The following is a 16,730-nucleotide window of genomic DNA, read 5'->3' as shown; positions in this document are numbered from 1 at the left end:
ACTCAGTCACAATGAATTGTATCATCGTAGATGATGAACCATTGGCAAGAGAAGTGCTCGAATCGTTTGTTGGTCGTATTGACGGTTTGGATCTTTTAGCTTCTTGCGACAATGCCATTAAAGCATTCGATATACTGAAAAAGGAAAAGGTAGACTTGATCTTCTTAGACATTCAAATGCCAAAACTGAATGGAATCGACTTTTTGAAAGTTTTGGATCCTATACCCAATGTCATTTTTACAACTGCCTATCGGGAGTACGCCATTGAAAGCTACGAATTGAACGTGGTAGACTACCTCCTTAAACCCATTTCGTTTCAACGTTTCTTAATGGCTGTGAATAAGGCCATGAATGGCGGCTCGAAGGAATCAGAAGAGCAATTGACTCCTATAGATGAATTGCGCTCTGATGCTCCATATATCTTCCTCAAGGCGGACAGAAAGATGGTCAAAGTATACCTTAAGGATATACTTTACATTGAAAGTTTGAAGGATTACGTAAGAATCAAATTACCTCAAAAAGACGTTATCAGCTTACAGAAGATTAGCTTTCTGGAGCAAAAACTTCCCGAAGACTGTTTCATTAGAATACATCGATCGTTTATTGTCCCCATCAAAAAGATCGAAGCCTTTTCCAATAATGTAATTGAAATTGGAGGTACCGAATTACCTATCGGTAGAAACTATAAAGAAAAGGTGCTAGAGGTACTGAATAGTGATACTTCTATCTTGGGTTAAGCCTTTTTCAGGTGGTTGAACACATAAAATAGCTCTGAAGCAATTTGCATAGAACGCTTATCGTACATTAAGGCTTCTTGAGAAGTATCGTCAAAAGCCTTTGGGTCTTCATATCGAAGCGGTATTCTAGCGGAAGCACCTGGGATAAATGGGCAGTTCTCATCTGCATCAGAACAGGTCATGACTGCCGCAAAGTCTTCTGATGGATTTACAGGGTCATCGTACAGTTTTGAGAAAGCAGCGATCGGAGGTGCCTGGTTAGCAAATGATAGGCTGTATTGCGGATTAGGGCTAGTATCAGACGAAATCTCGAAACCGAATCGAGCTAGAGAGGCAATTGCTCTTTCATTGAAAGCGGTTACCTCTATACCACCTGAAAAAGAGGAGAGCGGTATCTCGTAAGAATAAGCCGCGACTTGAGCCCATACTTGTGAAAATTGACTTCTGCGTGAGTTATGAGTACAAATGAAATTAAGCTGAAGCTCCTTGCCAGCATTCAATTGTTGCTGACAGTAGTCTCTCAAAGTATTGAGTATACTTTTCCGACTCTCCGGAATACGCAGAGATTGAATTTTGACTAATGAATTCTCGATGGATTGGAACATGTTTCTGAACCTAGCAACAACCAGAATTTGGGTCGCACTGCTGGCCCTGTATTTGTAAATCTTTCAGCTTTACGCGCGGCTTTTGGGCAGGAATACCGCACTTATCGGGGGCAAGGCAGTCTGTTTGCTTGTTTGAAAGCACAAAGTGGGTGTCAGTTGCTGTCAGACCGTATTTGGAGATGGTATCAGGTCCTTGGTATTCTACTTCAACTTCATAGTTGCCCATGTCCAATAGTTTCTCTGAAAGGGAAATTATGTCTTGAAGCTTGGTAGGGTGGAGTCGGTGGTCTGTATCGACTGATGACCATAATTGAAAATTAACCACTTTCTCATCACGAATAGTACCGCCACAATCGATAAAGTGTTTTGATACTATGCCTACTTCTGTTACGTGAAAATGAGACGGTACTAGATTACCATTTGGTAGTTGAAATATGAGTGCATCCATTGATTGGAGCTGGGATTTCACTTCGGATAATTTCATTTTATGTATTAATAAATGTTAATATGTAATTATGTAAAAATATATAATTCATAATATGTTAATGTTTCAATTATTGATTTGCACCTTGATCCAAAAACCAGAGTAGCTCACCATCGACAGGGGAGATGTGGGCAGCAGGATACGCCAAATAGCGATCTCTCTTATTAAATATCTCATCTATCTTTTCTGCTTTTCCGCTGCCCGTTGCAAGAAAACAAATGCTTTTTGCATTGTTGATGATCGGTCCTGTTAGAGTAATACGCTTTTGGCCCGAATCGGGATTTGTACCTATGGCGCAGGTTCTCTCGTCCTGAAGCAGTTCCATTTCATGCGGAAATATTGAGGCTGTGTGTCCATCACCACCTAAACCCAAAAGCATTATGTCGAATTGAGGTAATCCATTAGCAGCCGGCAAATTCGAAGTGATTTCTTCAGAATATCGAATAGCTTCTTGTTCAGATTCGTTTTCGCCAAGCACTCGATGAACGTTAGATTCAGGGATATTAATCTTTGATATCAGATGATCGACTGTCATCTTGTAGTTACTCTGTTCATCAGTAGGAGGAACGCAACGTTCATCTCCCCAGTATAGTTGAATCCTACTCCAATCGAATTCGTCTTGATATTCATCGGCCAGCAGGTCGAAAAGTATTTTGGGTGTTGAACCTCCCGACAGCGCAATACTTAACATGTCGCTTTCCTTATGAAGTTTTAAGAAGTGATCAGCAAAACCTCTTGCTGTATCCTTGGGAGTATCGAATATTCTTTTCATGCTACAGTTCGCAGTAGTTTCCGTCATCAGTTAGGTTGGAGCAAGGATATCTCCAGTTCATATTATCTCCTTCAATTAGTTTGTCCGCATGTTCCGGTCCCCAGGTTCCTGCTGGGTAACCAAAAACCGGGATATCTTCTTGCTGCTCCCAAGCCTTGAGAATAGGGTCAATAAACTCCCATGCAGCTTCGGTACTATCGCCTCTGGCATAGAGCGTTGTATCACCTTGCATACAATCAAGAATGAGTCTTTCATAAGCATCTGGCACATAAACATTAGTAAGTTCATCGTAATGAAAGTCCATATTTACTTGCTCAGTCTTAAAACCAGCCCCAGGGATCTTCATGTCAAATTTCAATAGAATTCCTTCATTAGGCTGAATTCTCAGGACTAGTACATTCTGTTGATTGGCCAGCTTGGAATCATTGACAAACAGGTGATGATGGTTGGGTTTGAAATGTATGACAACTTCTGTAACGCGGGTAGGCATTCTCTTTCCTGTTCTGATATAGAAAGGTACGCCAGCCCATCTCCAATTATCTATGAAGAACTTCATCGCCACATAGGTTTCTGTTTTTGACTGCTCGCTTACATCTTCTTCTTCTCGGTAACCCGGTACAGCTTCTCCTCTTACAGTTGAATTCATGTACTGCCCGCGAATTACATTCTCTTTGATATCTTCATCGGAGTAAGGTCGCAGGCTTTGGAATACCTTAAGTTTTTCATTTCGAATAGATTCGGCATCTGACCTCACAGGTGGTTCCATTGCAATGAGTGCAACTAACTGAAAGAGATGGTTTTGTATCATATCTCTTAAAGCTCCTGATGAATCATAATAGCCGCCACGCTTTTCAACACCAACGTGCTCCGCAGCGGTGACTTCAATTCGGTGAATATAGTTTCTGTTCCAAAGCGGCTCGAAAATGCTATTTGCAAATCGCGTTACAAACATGTTTTGCACAGTCTCTTTTCCGAGGTAATGGTCGATTCGATAAATCTGATCTTCGGAAAAGTGCTTTAGTAACTCCTTATTTAATTTTTTAGCCGAGTTCAGGTTATATCCAAAGGGTTTCTCTACTATCAGCCTACTCCAGCCTGTGGTCTCACTATTCAAACCGACATCACCTAGGCCTTGGGCGATCGTTTCATACAGGCTAGGAGGTGTAGCCAGATAAAAGATATGGTTGTTGCAGGTTGCATTTTGTTCATCAAGTAAATCAAGTCGGCTTTTTAGTTTACCGTAGGCTTCAATGTTTTTTGTATCTACTGATTGATAATAAACAAGGTCAGCGAATCCTTTAAGGGTCTCTGGCGTGGCGGAAGCTTTATTGATTAGATGCTCGTTGTTAAAAACGACTTTGTCACGGTAATCTTCATCTGAGTATTCCGAACGGCTGACACCTATTACTGCATAACACTCTGGTAAAAAGCCTCCACAGTATAAGTTAAAGACTGCAGGAATGAGCTTTCGCTCTGTCAAGTCGCCCGAAGCTCCAAAGATGACGAGGACTTGATTGTCAGTTTTTTTCATTTATTTTTTTTCGGTCGGTCTAGCTTGCTTTCTTTGTACAGGCTTAAATCTGTTTGGCTTCGAATAGTTCCCAAAACTAGCGAATGACCACCAATGATAGAAGTCTACAGTCCTTATTGGTGGAATTAAATTTAAACGACTTTCTAATTCTTCCTAAAACGGTTATTTCATAAGAAATTTAGACAATGACAGAGATAAAATACGACTTCGGTTTAGTGGGTTTAGGTGTTATGGGAAGGAACTTCATTCTCAATGTAGCAGATAACAACTTCTCTGCCATCGGCCTGGACCTTGATACAGAGAAAGTCGAGTCTCTTTTGACCGAAGGTGAGGGCAGAGTCGTGCATGCAACTCAAGACAAACTGGAATTCATTGAGAAGCTAGCACCGCCAAGAAAAATTATGCTTTTGGTACCTGCTGGAAAACCAGTGGATGCTGTTATTAATGATTTAAAGCCTCACTTATCCGAAGGTGACATTATCATAGATGGTGGTAATTCATTCTATACAGATACCAACAGGCGTTTTGAAGAGCTTTCCAGAGACAATATTCACTTTTTTGGTGCCGGTGTTTCTGGTGGTGCCAAAGGAGCCAGAAAGGGGCCAAGTATTATGCCTGGTGGCGATAAAGAGGCTTATCAGCACATTAAACCGATTTTCGAAGCTGCTTCAGCCAAGGTAAATGGAGAGCCTTGCGTGGCACATTTGGGTAATGGATCTGCAGGCAATTATGTCAAAATGGTACACAATGGTATCGAGTATGGCATGATGCAATTGATCGCTGAGGCTTATGACCTGATGAAAAGAGGACTTGGCTTGTCTAACGATCAACTACAAGAGACATTCACTCAATGGAATGCCGGTAGGCTTCAGTCGTTCCTAATTGAAATAACTTCTGAAATTTTTGCCCAGAAAGATACACTGACAAGTGCCGATTTGGTAGATGTAATTCTGGACAAAGGAAAACAAAAAGGTACCGGTAAGTGGACCTCTCAAAATGCTATGGATTTGGGTATTCCAATCCCCACAGTTGATGTGTCGGTCAGTATGCGTGAGATCTCATCACTTAAAGGTATGAGAGAGGAAGCCGAAAGTATCTATGGAGCTGGTTCAACTAATAGTGATGCTACTGTCGAACAGGTAGAAGAGGCTTTGTACTTTAATTTTATCATGGCTTATGCACAAGGCATGCAACAACTCGCTGCGGCTTCAGAAGAATATGGTTATGAACTGGACTTAGAGGTAATCTCAAAGATTTGGAGAGGCGGCTGTATTATAAGGTCTGGATTGTTAGAAAAAATGCGAAAAGCATTTAGTCGTAATGCTAAGCTCCAGAACCTGCTACTTGATGGAGAATTTGCAGATGAGATCAAACCTCTTGTTGGGAGTACGTCCAAAGTTGTTTCTTCTGGCCTAAATGCTGGTATTCCGCTTTCGGCAATGAGTGCAGGCCTTAACTACTTCAATGCTTTTAAATCTGGTAGGCTGCCAATGAATCTGGTGCAAGCACAGAGAGATCACTTTGGCTCACACACTTATGAGCGTACAGATCGCGAAGGCATCTTTCACACAGAGTGGTAATCAAAGAATCTGGTAGGCTATAAAGATCAATACAAAACTGAATAACGAAATCATACTGGATTGGATGGTCCATGATCTTAGTGTTTGTTGAACACTATGGTCTAAGTACCGATTGACTAACCAGAATCCACTATCGTTTACATGAGATAGAACAACGGAACCTGCCGCAACAGCCATCATAATCAAAGTTTTGTCGAGCATAGTCAAGTCCATTCCAGGTATGACTGCCGCGACTATACCTGCTGCTGTAAGCATGGCTACGGTAGCTGAGCCCTGCATAATTCTCACAAGTACTGACACTAGGTAGGCCAGTAAAACAAGTGATACAGTGCCAGATTCCATGGCATTGCCAATCATATCACCAATACCTGTATTAATCATCATTTGCTTTAAAACACCACCAGCACCAGTGATTAGAATAATAGAACCAGCTGGGCCAAGGGAACGGTTGGCCAGATCAAAAAGCTCTTCCTTTGTAGCCCCCCGCTTTGTACCCAGATAGTACAAAGCCATCAATGTACCGATGGTAAGAGATACAAATGGGTGTCCAATAAAAGCAAATACTTCAATGAGAATGCCATTTTCAATAATGCCTTCTCCAGCTAATGTATTGAGTAAGGAACCAACTAGAATAAGGGCAATCGGAAGCCCTAATACTGTGAAGATGGTTTTGACTAGTTTTGGATCAAATTCGATGTCTGTGGATTCTGCTGTCTCAATCGTATTTACCTCCTGCGGAGTCACCAACTTGCTCAGAAAAAGTCCACAAAATATCGCGGTAGGTAAGCCAATGAACAGACCAACCACGATGGCATAGCCTAGATCAACTCCTAAAATATTTGCTACTGCGGCTGGACCCGGTGTTGGAGGAATGAAACTATGGGTGACAGCAAGTCCAGTGAGCAGGGGAAGGGCATAGTGAAGGACATTCTTACCACTTTTCTTGGCTAAAGATTTCACTATTGGGAATAGAATAATGATACCCACATCAAAGAAAACTGGAATGGACACCAAGAATCCAGTGAGCATCAGTGCTAGTCTGGATTTTGCCTCACCACCCTTCTTAAGCAGGAATTTTGCTAATGCTTGGGCACCTCCAGAATGTTCAAGGAGCGCTCCGAAAATGGCACCAAGACCAACAATTGTAGCAATGAAAGCTAGGGTACTACCCATGCCAGTAGTGATAGATTCAATAACTACTTCGCCAGACAAACCTCCGACTAGTCCAACCCAGATACTTGCAAGGAGCAAGCTGAGGAAGGCATTCAATTTGAACTTAATGATCAGTGTTAGTAATAATGCAATGCCTGAGAGGATTGCAAAGATGAGTTGAAGTTCATTCATAAGCGCGTTTCAAATTCCGGCAGAAGCTACTGAATTATATGAAATCTGCGAAATGGGATTGTGCTTCTTTCACGATTTCATCAATGCTAAGCGTTGCACCTAGATTGAGGGCGCCTGAAGGTGGTTCAAGCGTAGTCAACTGTGATTTCACTAGAGCCTGGGGCATAAAATGACTTGATCGTTCGCTTAACCTTCTTTCTGCTTCGTCCTGACTAAGATCTAAAAACAAATACTGGTTATCGAGCCGCTGTCCTAAGTAATCTCTATATGACTGTTTCAAAGCTGAACAGGCCAAAACGAATTCTTTTCGATGTGCTTGTAAGACATATTCAACAATCGCTCCAAGCCAGGGCCAACGGTCATCATCGTTCAAAGGAATGGATCTGGACATTTTCTTAATGTTTTCTTGCGGATGAAAGTCGTCTGCATCTAGGAATGGGACTCCCAATTTTTCTGACAGTGCTTTCCCCACAGTGGATTTACCAGAACCGGTAATTCCCATTACGATAATTAGTTTTTTAGAATGCATAGCTCTATTCCATTTATAAAAAATGTAGCCCTAAATTCAATTTTTACAGAACTGTAGAATTCATAATTCGTTGTAAACATGTAAATTAAGTCCAGATGCGCTTGTTTATCCTTCTTATTGGCTTTTCAATGCTAACCTCTTTCGAGGGAACTGCCCAATCATCTGGTGAACCCTCTTTTGTTCAAAGTATATATTTTGGAGGTGGAAGCTTCTATGTTAGTGCGCGCCAATCGGAAAGACTACAATACGTTTTAGATTCAATTCCGAACATACATAATTTCGTTATTACTGTGCATAGTCATACCGATAATATAGGAGGTAAAGAATACAACGAATGGTTAAGCGAAATGCGTAGCGACTCAGTGATAGAAGAGCTTATATTAAATGAAAAAGTAAAGAAGGAAGTCATTGAAAAAAGAGACTTCGGCCTTTTTAACCCCATCCATGACAACAGGACTTGGCAAGGAAGAAGAAGAAATCGAAGGGTCGATATCATTTTTTGGCTCGCCATTTAGCCATTTCAGCTTACTTTCTTCCAAATTTCTTTATCATCTCATTTACCGTGTCGAATTTATCATCTTCGAATATCACAATCCAGTTATACCTTGTTCTAGGTGCTTCGGGCTTGTAGGCCGTAAATAGCAAGGCATTTAGCCCTTCCTGATCAGTTTCATAAAACCCGAAAACTGCATTAAAGCCATTTACTTTCTGTATATCATCAGACACACTTTCTTCGATCACTTTCCATTGTGGCAATGCACCTGCCCAGGCATCCATAAAACTTGAAAGAGAATTAAAGTTGTTTGCTTCTTCAAGTTCTTCTGCGGAAAGAGACATATTGAATTCTGGGGTACTTGCTTTTAGCTTCGAATTAGAAACCTCAGTAATTGTCAACGATTCTGGAAAGGAGACATGCAGATTGTCTTGTTCTTCCCAATAAACCTCACGCAAAGGTTCAATGTAGAGCACTTGAGTATTGGCAATGGTCATTAGGTTCATCATAATGTTCATGATAACCGCCACCTTAACTCTTTCTTTGACTTTGGTATTACACTCTGAACCAGACTCCGATGTATAGCAGGCTATAAACTCTTCTGCATCAACGTCCTTCAACCATGTTCTTGCTTGAATGAACGCGGTATTATCATGGACTTTGAGTCCCTTTTTTGCCCAAAGCTTATCTAGCGTGTTTGTTTCGGAATTGTATTCAAGGAATTGAACCATACGCATAATTCCATCAGAGGTGGTTTGGAACTCTTCCTTAGAGAAAGGTTGATTATCTACCTTTTCATTGGATGTGGTCATGGTCCATTCAGCAAATTCGTTAAGTGAATTTTTCACAAGCCCTCGAGGCGTGAAAGTCGCCCATAGGTTCTGATCAAAAGCTGTGATTTCAAAGTAATTACCCTTGGTTTCAATTTTTGATCCTCTGGGAATAACAATTACATAGTTAGACGTTACTTCTTGGTAGACTTCGAACTCAATTCCTTCAAGATCAAAGCCAAAATCCTCGTAAGCTCCGAGGATACCCCGCAGCATTTGAGGATCATCTGAATTCTCGAGAATGTCAATCAGCTTTACCGTTTTGGTATAAAAGAAGTCCTCACCACCTTCCAGCCTAAACTCTGCCTCCTCAGACTTCTTCTTTTCTGAAGAAGATTGCCCTGAAGAAAAGAGCCTTCCGGAACCCGAAGAAGCTAAGTCTAAATTGGCACTGGAGAGTTTTGAGAGGTTTTCTACTGGAATTCCCCAACTAGAATTTGTCGTTCCTTTGTTTAGTCCTCCATCACCAATGGCAACAAGTTCTCCTTGGTTGTTAAGAATAGGACTTCCGGAATACCCTGGTAGAAGCCCACCAAGTAGGTACATGATGGGCAATTTTAAACTTGGGAATCCCAGTGCTTTTATGGCTTCTCTATCTTCTTTAGGGATGGCATAGTATAATGTTCCTCCTGGGATTGGATCTGTTTTTTCAAGTGTGATGGGTACAATACCCGCTGCACTACCATTGTAGCCATATGCCTTGGTCTTTTCTCCTTCGGCTACAGAAGGGTCAATCTGGGTAAAAGGAACCCAGTCATCTCCCGGAGTAGATGTGATCTCCAAAAGCATGAGATCTGCTGGTTTGTACACTTTTGAAATTTCTGCTCTTGCTTTCCAACCAAAAACATCCTGAATGGTGATCGATTTATACCCTGCTTTTACGACATGATAAGAGGTGACAAGTGTGGTTTTATCTTTCCATAGAAACCCTGTAGCCGTTTCTTCGCCATTACCATAGTCAACAATTACTTTCATTACGGAATTGCTGATGAACTTTCTGTCAATCTGCCCATTTATGGAAGCAAGTTGAATGAACAGAACAGAGGTGACGATTAGTATTGTGCGCTTATTTATCATCGCAGAGTGTGTTTTTTAGTAGCATAAGAATTTCCATCGGACGCGTCAGCTCCGAGGATCTGTTCACTATTTCATTTCCGACTTCACCGATGGATCTGAATGCTTGCTGAACTGTTGGAAGATCAGATTGGTCATTAATGCTATTCAAAGCAGAACATTCGGCACCATTCAATCGATCATCACAAATGTAATCTGAGAGAAAGATGAGAATATCCCTTTGGTCTTTTTCATCAGGAAAGTTTTTGATGACCTCTTCTGTCATGATCTTCCATTCATCATCTAAGAAAGTAAGGTTATTGATAATTATTTTTAGAGGGGTGAACTCGTCAAACTCGAACTTGTCACATTTCTCTTTTGAGACTCGGCTGGCATTGAACAACAGAGATGTACCTGCTTGAACAGTAGATATGGCCGCGGAATCTCCACCTGCCATTCGCCATGATTCATCGATGATTCCAAATTCTTTAAACTTTAGAAATGAAAGTGCTTCTTCTTCACTAAAACCTACTTCTATATATTCCGCTTTGAGTTGCTGAAGGGAAGGGGCAAGAAGGTTGTTGGCTCTAATGTACAATCCTAAAAGGGCGCTTAAAGCGGCAATTAAGCCGAAAGCTCCAATCCTTATACTCTTTATCTGTGTGTGCTCTCCATCACCAAAGCCTAGAAAAATGGCTAGTGATGATGCGATGGCTCCAATGACTACACCAACAACAGGAGAGACTGTCAGTCCCATAAACAATCCGACTGTCAAGCCAAGACCAGCCCCACTGAAAAATGCTATTCGTTTATTACTGTCCATGTTTATTTTCTATAGACAATAATAATCAAATCCGTAGACTATAATAAGTTTCTGAATTATGGTGGGTCAGCAACGATTTTTCACTTCGTAGATGGAGAACCAATTTGGGAAAGGGGGGTTAAAAAAAGCCAACTACGAATCGCAATTGGCTTTAAAAGGAGAATTAAATCTCTTAGAATAGCTTCGCTGCGGGGGGAGCGATACCTTTCATTCTTAGGTAAATAGATGTTTGACCTCTATGATGTGTCTGGTGCTCAAAGCCCTTTTTGATCCATTCCATTCTTGGAAATGAAAATTGCTCGTTGGGACCAACTACCTCATCAGCTTTGCTCATGTCCATATTCTTGATGCCTTCGATGCACCAATCATACACTTCGACAGTCAAAGCTCTTAGAGCTGTTTTACTCTGAAATTTCTCTGCTGCTTCAAAGTTCGGTACATCAGTGTGAATGCGCTCTGCACCAGTTCCGTTAGCAACTAGGCCAATGTTGCCTTGTGCAATGTGCAGAAATTGCGCTGCAAAAGATCTGACTGACTCATTTGGCTTGTAACTCATGCCGTCTTCAGGCATGGCATCAATGTATTCTAAACTGAATGCTTTTGCCCTTTCCCAATCTGCAACTAAGGCTGCCTTGGTGTCTGACTCCAATTTAGAATCACCTGTGATCAATAAGTTGGCTGAGGTAAATACGATTACCGCAAGCACTAAAAGTGTTTTTGAGATGGTTTTCATGGTTTTCATTAAAAAGTGTTTCATAACCATACGTAGTTTTATTCAGGAAGTTCTAAAATGAAGACTAGGTGAGTTGAGAAAAACGTAAACCGACTTCAATGTTGAACTGACATTTGTCATTTGCAACAACCGTTGTCATTGACTGCAGTATGCCAGTCACTTCAGAATAATGGGCGTTGATAGGGGCAAAATGATTCGATATGAAAAACAAGAAGTACTATTTAATGATGTTGGTAGGTCTTATGTCTATCAACCTGGCTACGGCCCAAAATTTAAAGGTAGACAGAATGGTCTTTGCCTGGAGTAATATGAAAAACATGGTAGTTAACACTGCTAAGGCCTTGCCAGAGGATAAATGGGATTTTGTTATTAACGACAAAATTTTGGCCTTTGGTGATATGGTGAAGCATGTAAGTACCTCTACGAGGTTTTTCACAGGTTCTCTGGCGGGGAGAAATCAAGAGATTCAGGAATTGAATGCTAAAACAAACCAACTGAAGTCTAAGGAAGAAATCATCAAGGATTTAGAGGAAGCCTTTGATTTTGCCATTGCTTCCATCAAGAAGGTAGAAAATTGGGATGAAGTGATTAATGCCTTTGGTAATGAAGTATCGAGACTTGAGATGCTTCTTCAGGGGGAACACCACATGCACAGAGAGCATGGTAAGATCATTGTTATGATGAGAATGAACGGTATTGCACCAGCGAAATCGACAAGTTGGTTTTTGTAGATTACTAGTCGTTTCATTAAAAGGGTTGTGGTCTAAGATTACAGCCCTTTTTCACTTAAAACAGACTTGATTCTACTCTGATAACTTCTGCCAGATACATAGACTTTTTCATTGTCCATGCTGAATTCGAAGGTAGAGTTGTTGAGGTATTTAAACTTGCTTAAGTGATCAAGGTTGACAATTGACGATCGGTGAATACGAAGAAAACTCGAAGGTAAATTAGATTCAAGGTCATTAAGGGCGATTCGATATAAATGACCCTTTTGCTTTGTGATCAATATTGCATAGACACCACTTGCTTCGATTGCAATGATCTTGGAAGTATTGATGCTAAACTCCAAGCCCTTTTCCTTAATGACAAATTCATGTATTTGGGGTGATTTCGATTTTTTGAAGTTATCATACAAGTCAGCAATCTTATGGTGAAGCAGATCTTGTCCCTGTAGATCTACTTGTGTTTTGGCTCTGTTAAGGGCTTTTGTAAATCTAAGCTCATCAAAGGGTTTGAGTAAATAATCCAGTGCTTGAGCCTCGAAAGCCGTAATGGCATACTGATTATAAGCAGTAGTAAAAATGATGACTGCATTTTGATTTGCACCTTCTGTTAATCCGTTTGCCACCTCCAAACCGTTGACATTTGGCATCTCAATATCTAAAAATACAATGTCTACTTTGTTGCTCGATAGGTAGTTAAGCGCTTCTTTACCATTTCTAAACTCTCCGGCCAACTTAATTTCCGGGTCTTTAGCTATCAGCTCTGATAGATACCTTCTTGCATGTGGCTCATCATCCACAATGATTGCACTATATATCATGTTTTGGGATAATTATTTTTACAACAAAATCGTCTTCTACTTTCTGAGCACTGAACTCATGATTGTCTGGGAATAAGGTCTGCAGTCTATTTTTGACATTTTTGAGTCCAATCCCCATGGAGACTTCAGCGGAATTTTCCGAACTGATTGAATTACTGAGTTCAATATTCAAAACATCGTCACCCAAGAAGGTCTTTAACTGAATCCTTCCTGGGTCCTCAAGCAAAGCAATACCATGCTTTAAAGCATTTTCTAATAGAGGTTGAAGGAGGAGGCTTGGGACAAAGCAGTCCAAACTTTCAGGCGATATATTATAATCTGTGCTCAACCGATCATGAAACCTTTCTTCTTCAATGGATAGGTAGGTTTTAAAGAATTCTAACTCTTCGTTCAAGGGAATCATTTGCTGATTACCCAGCTCTAAAATTTTTCGAAGTAGGCGGCTAATATTCAAAAGTAGCTTCTTCGATTTCTCATTATCATAACCAATCAAGGAATGAATAGCGTGTAATGCATTAAAGAGAAAGTGAGGATTCAATTGCATTTGCAGCATGTCCAATTTAGTTTGTGTCAACTGATTTTGGAGGTTCGACATTTCAAGCTTTTGAGCAGCAATGCGTTTTTGTCCGGCAACTACTTTGAGGACACCCACAATTACACTCAAATCGATAATGCGACTGGTAATGGCCTGAGGCAAAACTGCCCTAAGACCACCCATACTGCTCGCAATTGACTGATCAATGAGGATGAGCTTTAACAGTGAAAATATGGCATTGGAAACAATAAGCTGAGCAATGACGAAAGCTAAAAACCTGGGTAGGAAAGTTTTGAAGAAGCTTGAATAGTTCAGGTCAATTTTAACCAGAGCGGTATAGATCCATTGAATAGACAATGGCCAAATAATGTAATTGATAAGAAGAAGGATGGTTCGGTTTGAGTTTATCAGGAATTGACCATCAACATAGTCGCTCGACTCAACGGTTAGGGTCAGTACAATGAGTAAACCTCCTAAAAGAGCTTGCCAATAGCTTATTGGGCTTTTGCTTTCCACATTCCAAATTAATCAAAATACAAGGAATAGAATGGTTGATGGCCAAAGTCACTTGTTACTCACAACAATTCTTGCATTTGGCATCATACTGCTCCCTTTTATGTCTTATTAAATAGGTTAAGAGCATTAGTTTAATGCTATGAAAAACCTCCTATTCGTTTCAGGGTTCCTACTCGCTGGCCAATTATTAACCACAAATACATATCTGTCTCCAAGCCCTTACAGAGATGTAACCAACACTCACCTCATAAGTAAATCTACTGGAAACACTATGGACGGCCATAGCATTGATATCGATGGAGATGGAGACATAGACATAGTCCTTGCCATGGAATTTCAGATGAATAAAATTTTGATTAATGATGGCACAGGTAAGCTCATTGATGAAAGCGAGGACAGATTCCCTTCCGCCAGGCATGATTCCGAAGACATTGCCATAGCGGATTTTGATAATGATGGAGATCTCGATATCGTTTTTGTCAGTGAGGATGATCAGGTCAATGAGTTTTACCAAAACGTAGGCAATGCTCAGTTTAAGGCGATAAGTATTTTGGACAGATTCAGAGGAACCTCTAACGCTGTGGAGGCCTATGATTTCAACAATGATGGGTACACAGACTTACTGATAGCCAATGCCGGTCAAAATTTCCTGCTCATTAATCAATCAGGGAATGTCTTTATTGATGAAACGGCAGAGAGGTTAGATGCTAATACATATACCACCCAAGACGTTGAACTGGCTGATATTGACAACGATGGTGATATGGATATTCTTGAGGCTAACGAAGCACACAACAGGATTTTGATCAATGATGGTAACGGGTTTTTTGAAGATCAAACTAAATCAAGACTTCCACAACTCGAAGATCAGACACGAGAGGTTGAGTTGGGCGATATTGACAATGACGGAGATCTTGATATTCACTTTTCTAATGTGGACTTTGGCGGTTTTGGAAATCCACAAAATCGACTTTTGCGAAATGATGGTAATGGAATTTTTAGCGAAGCCACAGAGTTACTTCCAGTGAGTGATTTCAGGACAGTAGACGCAGATTTCGTTGACTTAAACAACGATGGGTTCCTAGATATACTCACGGGGAACAGGTTTAACGGACCTGAACAGATAGTGCTGATCAATCAATCAGGTAGAGGTTTTGTAGATACGACAGACCAATATTTTCCCAGCCTAAATATGTACCCATTTGATTTTCAGATTGCCGATTATAATGGAGATGGGGAGTTGGATATTTTCATTTGTGGATTTCGAGGGCCGGATAAACTACTTTTTCATAAGGCCAAATAGCTAAAATATTTTAATGCATTTTTACACCTTGAAGCGTGTAAAGATCAGCGAGTGTCAATAAAAAAAGTGGCCATTATAGGAGGTGGTGCTGCGGGTTTCTTTGCAGCTCTTTCCGCTAAGAAGCATTTCCCAAAGAGTGAAGTGACTATTCTTGAAAAATCCACTAAGCTTTTAGCGAAAGTAAAGGTTTCCGGTGGCGGAAGATGTAATGTGACCCATGCTTGCTTCCAGAATTCAGAACTGGCCAAGTTTTATCCAAGGGGTAGCAAGCAAATCAGAAAAGCCTTTGATCAGTTTAATTCTGAAGACACAGTCAATTGGTTCGAGGCTAGGAGAGTCGCATTGAAAACCGAGTCAGATAATCGGATGTTTCCTACAACGGATGATTCACAAACAATTGTGGATTGCCTGATGTCTGAAGCCAGAAAGCTCAATGTTCATATTTCACTAAGCTCTCCTGTGATTAAAATCAAAAGCAGCTCAAGCGGATTTGAACTTACGCTAAAGAACGGGATTGAAGTTTTTGATAAGGTGATTGTTGCCAGTGGTGGTAGTCCAAAAGAGGAAGGGTTTCTATGGCTAAAGGAATTAGGTCATGATATCATTCCACCAGTGCCGTCACTCTTTACTTTCAACATGCCAAAAGAATCAATCAAATCTCTTATGGGGCTTTCTGTGACTAATGCCAGTGTTCGTGTTCAGAGTACCAAACTGATACAATCCGGTCCTCTGCTTATTACACATTGGGGTATGAGTGGCCCGGCAGTTTTGAAAACCTCAGCTTGGGGTGCCAGAGTACTCAATGATATGGGGTATCAATTCAATATTCATGTGAATTGGCTGGGGCAGGTCAAAGAGCAAGAACTGAGAGATATACTCCAGGACGTGATGAATTCCTTTGGTAAGCGCATGTTGCGCAATCATAATCCATTTGAAATGCCTCAGCGCCTTTGGGAACACCTTGTACATAAGGTTGATTTACCACTTGAAAAACTATGGTCCGAGTTGGGAAAAAAGGGAGTGAATAAGCTCCTAAACCTATTGTTGAACGATCAGTATACAGTATCTGGAAAAACCACATTTAAAGAGGAATTCGTTACCTGTGGAGGGGTAAGCCTGGCAAATGTAGACTTTAAGACAATGGAAAGTCGAGTCTGTCCAGGCTTGTATTTTGCAGGCGAGGTTTTAGATATTGATGGGGTTACAGGAGGCTTTAATTTTCAAGCCGCTTGGACTACCGGATTCATTGCTGGTAAGTCGGTTGGATAAGTCTCTTTCCATTCAAGGAAATCCCACAAGATTTTTTACCGCTTTTG

Annotated in this window: 17 protein-coding genes; 6 read left to right on the top strand and 11 right to left on the bottom strand. The window is 40.8% G+C overall.

The features are described 5' to 3' along the window. The first annotated feature begins 11 nt into the window (after positions 1 to 11). Positions 12 to 737, top strand: a complete 726-nt coding sequence (locus J4E76_RS03055) for a LytTR family DNA-binding domain-containing protein (RefSeq protein ID WP_208501167.1) — start codon at positions 12 to 14, stop codon at positions 735 to 737. Here the strand turns inward: J4E76_RS03055 and J4E76_RS03050 are convergent. The 4 genes from J4E76_RS03050 to zwf form a co-directional block, all read right to left on the bottom strand. Next, positions 734 to 1,342: a protein-tyrosine-phosphatase gene (locus tag J4E76_RS03050; protein WP_208501165.1), complete on the bottom strand. Its 609-nt coding sequence runs from the start codon at positions 1,340 to 1,342 to the stop codon at positions 734 to 736. The genes J4E76_RS03055 and J4E76_RS03050 overlap by 4 nt on opposite strands. Positions 1,343 to 1,352: 10 nt before the next feature. Next, positions 1,353 to 1,826: a DUF6428 family protein gene (locus J4E76_RS03045; RefSeq protein WP_208501163.1), complete on the bottom strand. Its 474-nt coding sequence runs from the start codon at positions 1,824 to 1,826 to the stop codon at positions 1,353 to 1,355. 70 nt (positions 1,827 to 1,896) lie between these two features. Further along, positions 1,897 to 2,598 (bottom strand): 6-phosphogluconolactonase, encoded by a 702-nt coding sequence (pgl, locus tag J4E76_RS03040; RefSeq protein ID WP_208501161.1) that lies wholly within the window; start codon positions 2,596 to 2,598, stop codon positions 1,897 to 1,899. A 1-nt stretch (position 2,599) separates the two neighbouring features. Further along, positions 2,600 to 4,129 (bottom strand): glucose-6-phosphate dehydrogenase, encoded by a 1,530-nt coding sequence (zwf, locus tag J4E76_RS03035; protein ID WP_208501159.1) that lies wholly within the window; start codon positions 4,127 to 4,129, stop codon positions 2,600 to 2,602. Between the two features lie 185 nt (positions 4,130 to 4,314). Between zwf and gndA the strand changes: the two genes are divergently transcribed. Continuing rightward, positions 4,315 to 5,709 carry an NADP-dependent phosphogluconate dehydrogenase gene (gene gndA / locus J4E76_RS03030; RefSeq protein WP_208501156.1) on the top strand — a complete coding sequence of 465 codons (1,395 nt, stop codon included), beginning with the start codon at positions 4,315 to 4,317 and terminating at the stop codon, positions 5,707 to 5,709. Here gndA and J4E76_RS03025 read toward each other — a convergent pair whose 3' ends face one another. Beyond that, positions 5,710 to 7,053: a GntP family permease gene (locus tag J4E76_RS03025; protein WP_208501154.1), complete on the bottom strand. Its 1,344-nt coding sequence runs from the start codon at positions 7,051 to 7,053 to the stop codon at positions 5,710 to 5,712. Between the two features lie 34 nt (positions 7,054 to 7,087). After that, positions 7,088 to 7,582, bottom strand: a complete 495-nt coding sequence (locus J4E76_RS03020) for a gluconokinase (RefSeq protein WP_208501152.1) — start codon at positions 7,580 to 7,582, stop codon at positions 7,088 to 7,090. Positions 7,583 to 7,677: 95 nt separating this feature from the next. Here J4E76_RS03020 and J4E76_RS03015 point away from each other — a divergent pair, with 95 nt between their 5' ends. Further along, positions 7,678 to 8,097, top strand: a complete 420-nt coding sequence (locus tag J4E76_RS03015; RefSeq protein ID WP_208501151.1) for an OmpA family protein — start codon at positions 7,678 to 7,680, stop codon at positions 8,095 to 8,097. A 10-nt stretch (positions 8,098 to 8,107) separates the two neighbouring features. Here the strand turns inward: J4E76_RS03015 and J4E76_RS03010 are convergent, their stop codons facing one another. The 3 genes from J4E76_RS03010 to J4E76_RS03000 form a co-directional block, all read right to left on the bottom strand. Next, a complete protein-coding gene (locus J4E76_RS03010; protein WP_208501150.1) occupies positions 8,108 to 9,982 on the bottom strand; it encodes a serine protease in 1,875 nt (624 codons plus the stop codon). Further along, positions 9,972 to 10,781: a hypothetical protein gene (locus tag J4E76_RS03005; RefSeq protein ID WP_208501149.1), complete on the bottom strand. Its 810-nt coding sequence runs from the start codon at positions 10,779 to 10,781 to the stop codon at positions 9,972 to 9,974. The genes J4E76_RS03010 and J4E76_RS03005 overlap by 11 nt, the downstream gene beginning before the upstream one ends. Positions 10,782 to 10,953: 172 nt before the next feature. Next, entirely contained in the window at positions 10,954 to 11,523 is a 570-nt protein-coding gene (locus J4E76_RS03000; RefSeq protein WP_208501148.1) for a DinB family protein, read from the bottom strand. 191 nt (positions 11,524 to 11,714) lie between these two features. Here J4E76_RS03000 and J4E76_RS02995 point away from each other — a divergent pair, with 191 nt between their 5' ends. After that, positions 11,715 to 12,245 carry a DinB family protein gene (locus tag J4E76_RS02995; protein WP_208501147.1) on the top strand — a complete coding sequence of 177 codons (531 nt, stop codon included), beginning with the start codon at positions 11,715 to 11,717 and terminating at the stop codon, positions 12,243 to 12,245. Between the two features lie 38 nt (positions 12,246 to 12,283). Here J4E76_RS02995 and J4E76_RS02990 read toward each other — a convergent pair whose 3' ends face one another. Next, positions 12,284 to 13,060 carry a LytTR family DNA-binding domain-containing protein gene (locus tag J4E76_RS02990; RefSeq protein WP_208501146.1) on the bottom strand — a complete coding sequence of 259 codons (777 nt, stop codon included), beginning with the start codon at positions 13,058 to 13,060 and terminating at the stop codon, positions 12,284 to 12,286. After that, complete coding sequence (locus J4E76_RS21110) at positions 13,050 to 14,111, bottom strand: histidine kinase (protein WP_208501145.1); 1,062 nt, start codon at positions 14,109 to 14,111, stop codon at positions 13,050 to 13,052. The genes J4E76_RS02990 and J4E76_RS21110 overlap by 11 nt, the downstream gene beginning before the upstream one ends. Before the next feature lie 139 nt (positions 14,112 to 14,250). Here J4E76_RS21110 and J4E76_RS02980 point away from each other — a divergent pair, with 139 nt between their 5' ends. Further along, positions 14,251 to 15,414 carry a VCBS repeat-containing protein gene (locus tag J4E76_RS02980; protein ID WP_208501143.1) on the top strand — a complete coding sequence of 388 codons (1,164 nt, stop codon included), beginning with the start codon at positions 14,251 to 14,253 and terminating at the stop codon, positions 15,412 to 15,414. 51 nt (positions 15,415 to 15,465) lie between these two features. Further along, positions 15,466 to 16,683, top strand: a complete 1,218-nt coding sequence (locus J4E76_RS02975) for an NAD(P)/FAD-dependent oxidoreductase (protein ID WP_370592788.1) — start codon at positions 15,466 to 15,468, stop codon at positions 16,681 to 16,683. Positions 16,684 to 16,730: the final 47 nt, after the last annotated feature.

Origin of the sequence: Roseivirga sp. E12, assembly GCF_017592825.1 — a bacterium.
In the GTDB taxonomy this organism is placed as follows: domain Bacteria; phylum Bacteroidota; class Bacteroidia; order Cytophagales; family Cyclobacteriaceae; genus Roseivirga.
This window is presented reverse-complemented; position numbering and strand designations above follow the sequence as displayed.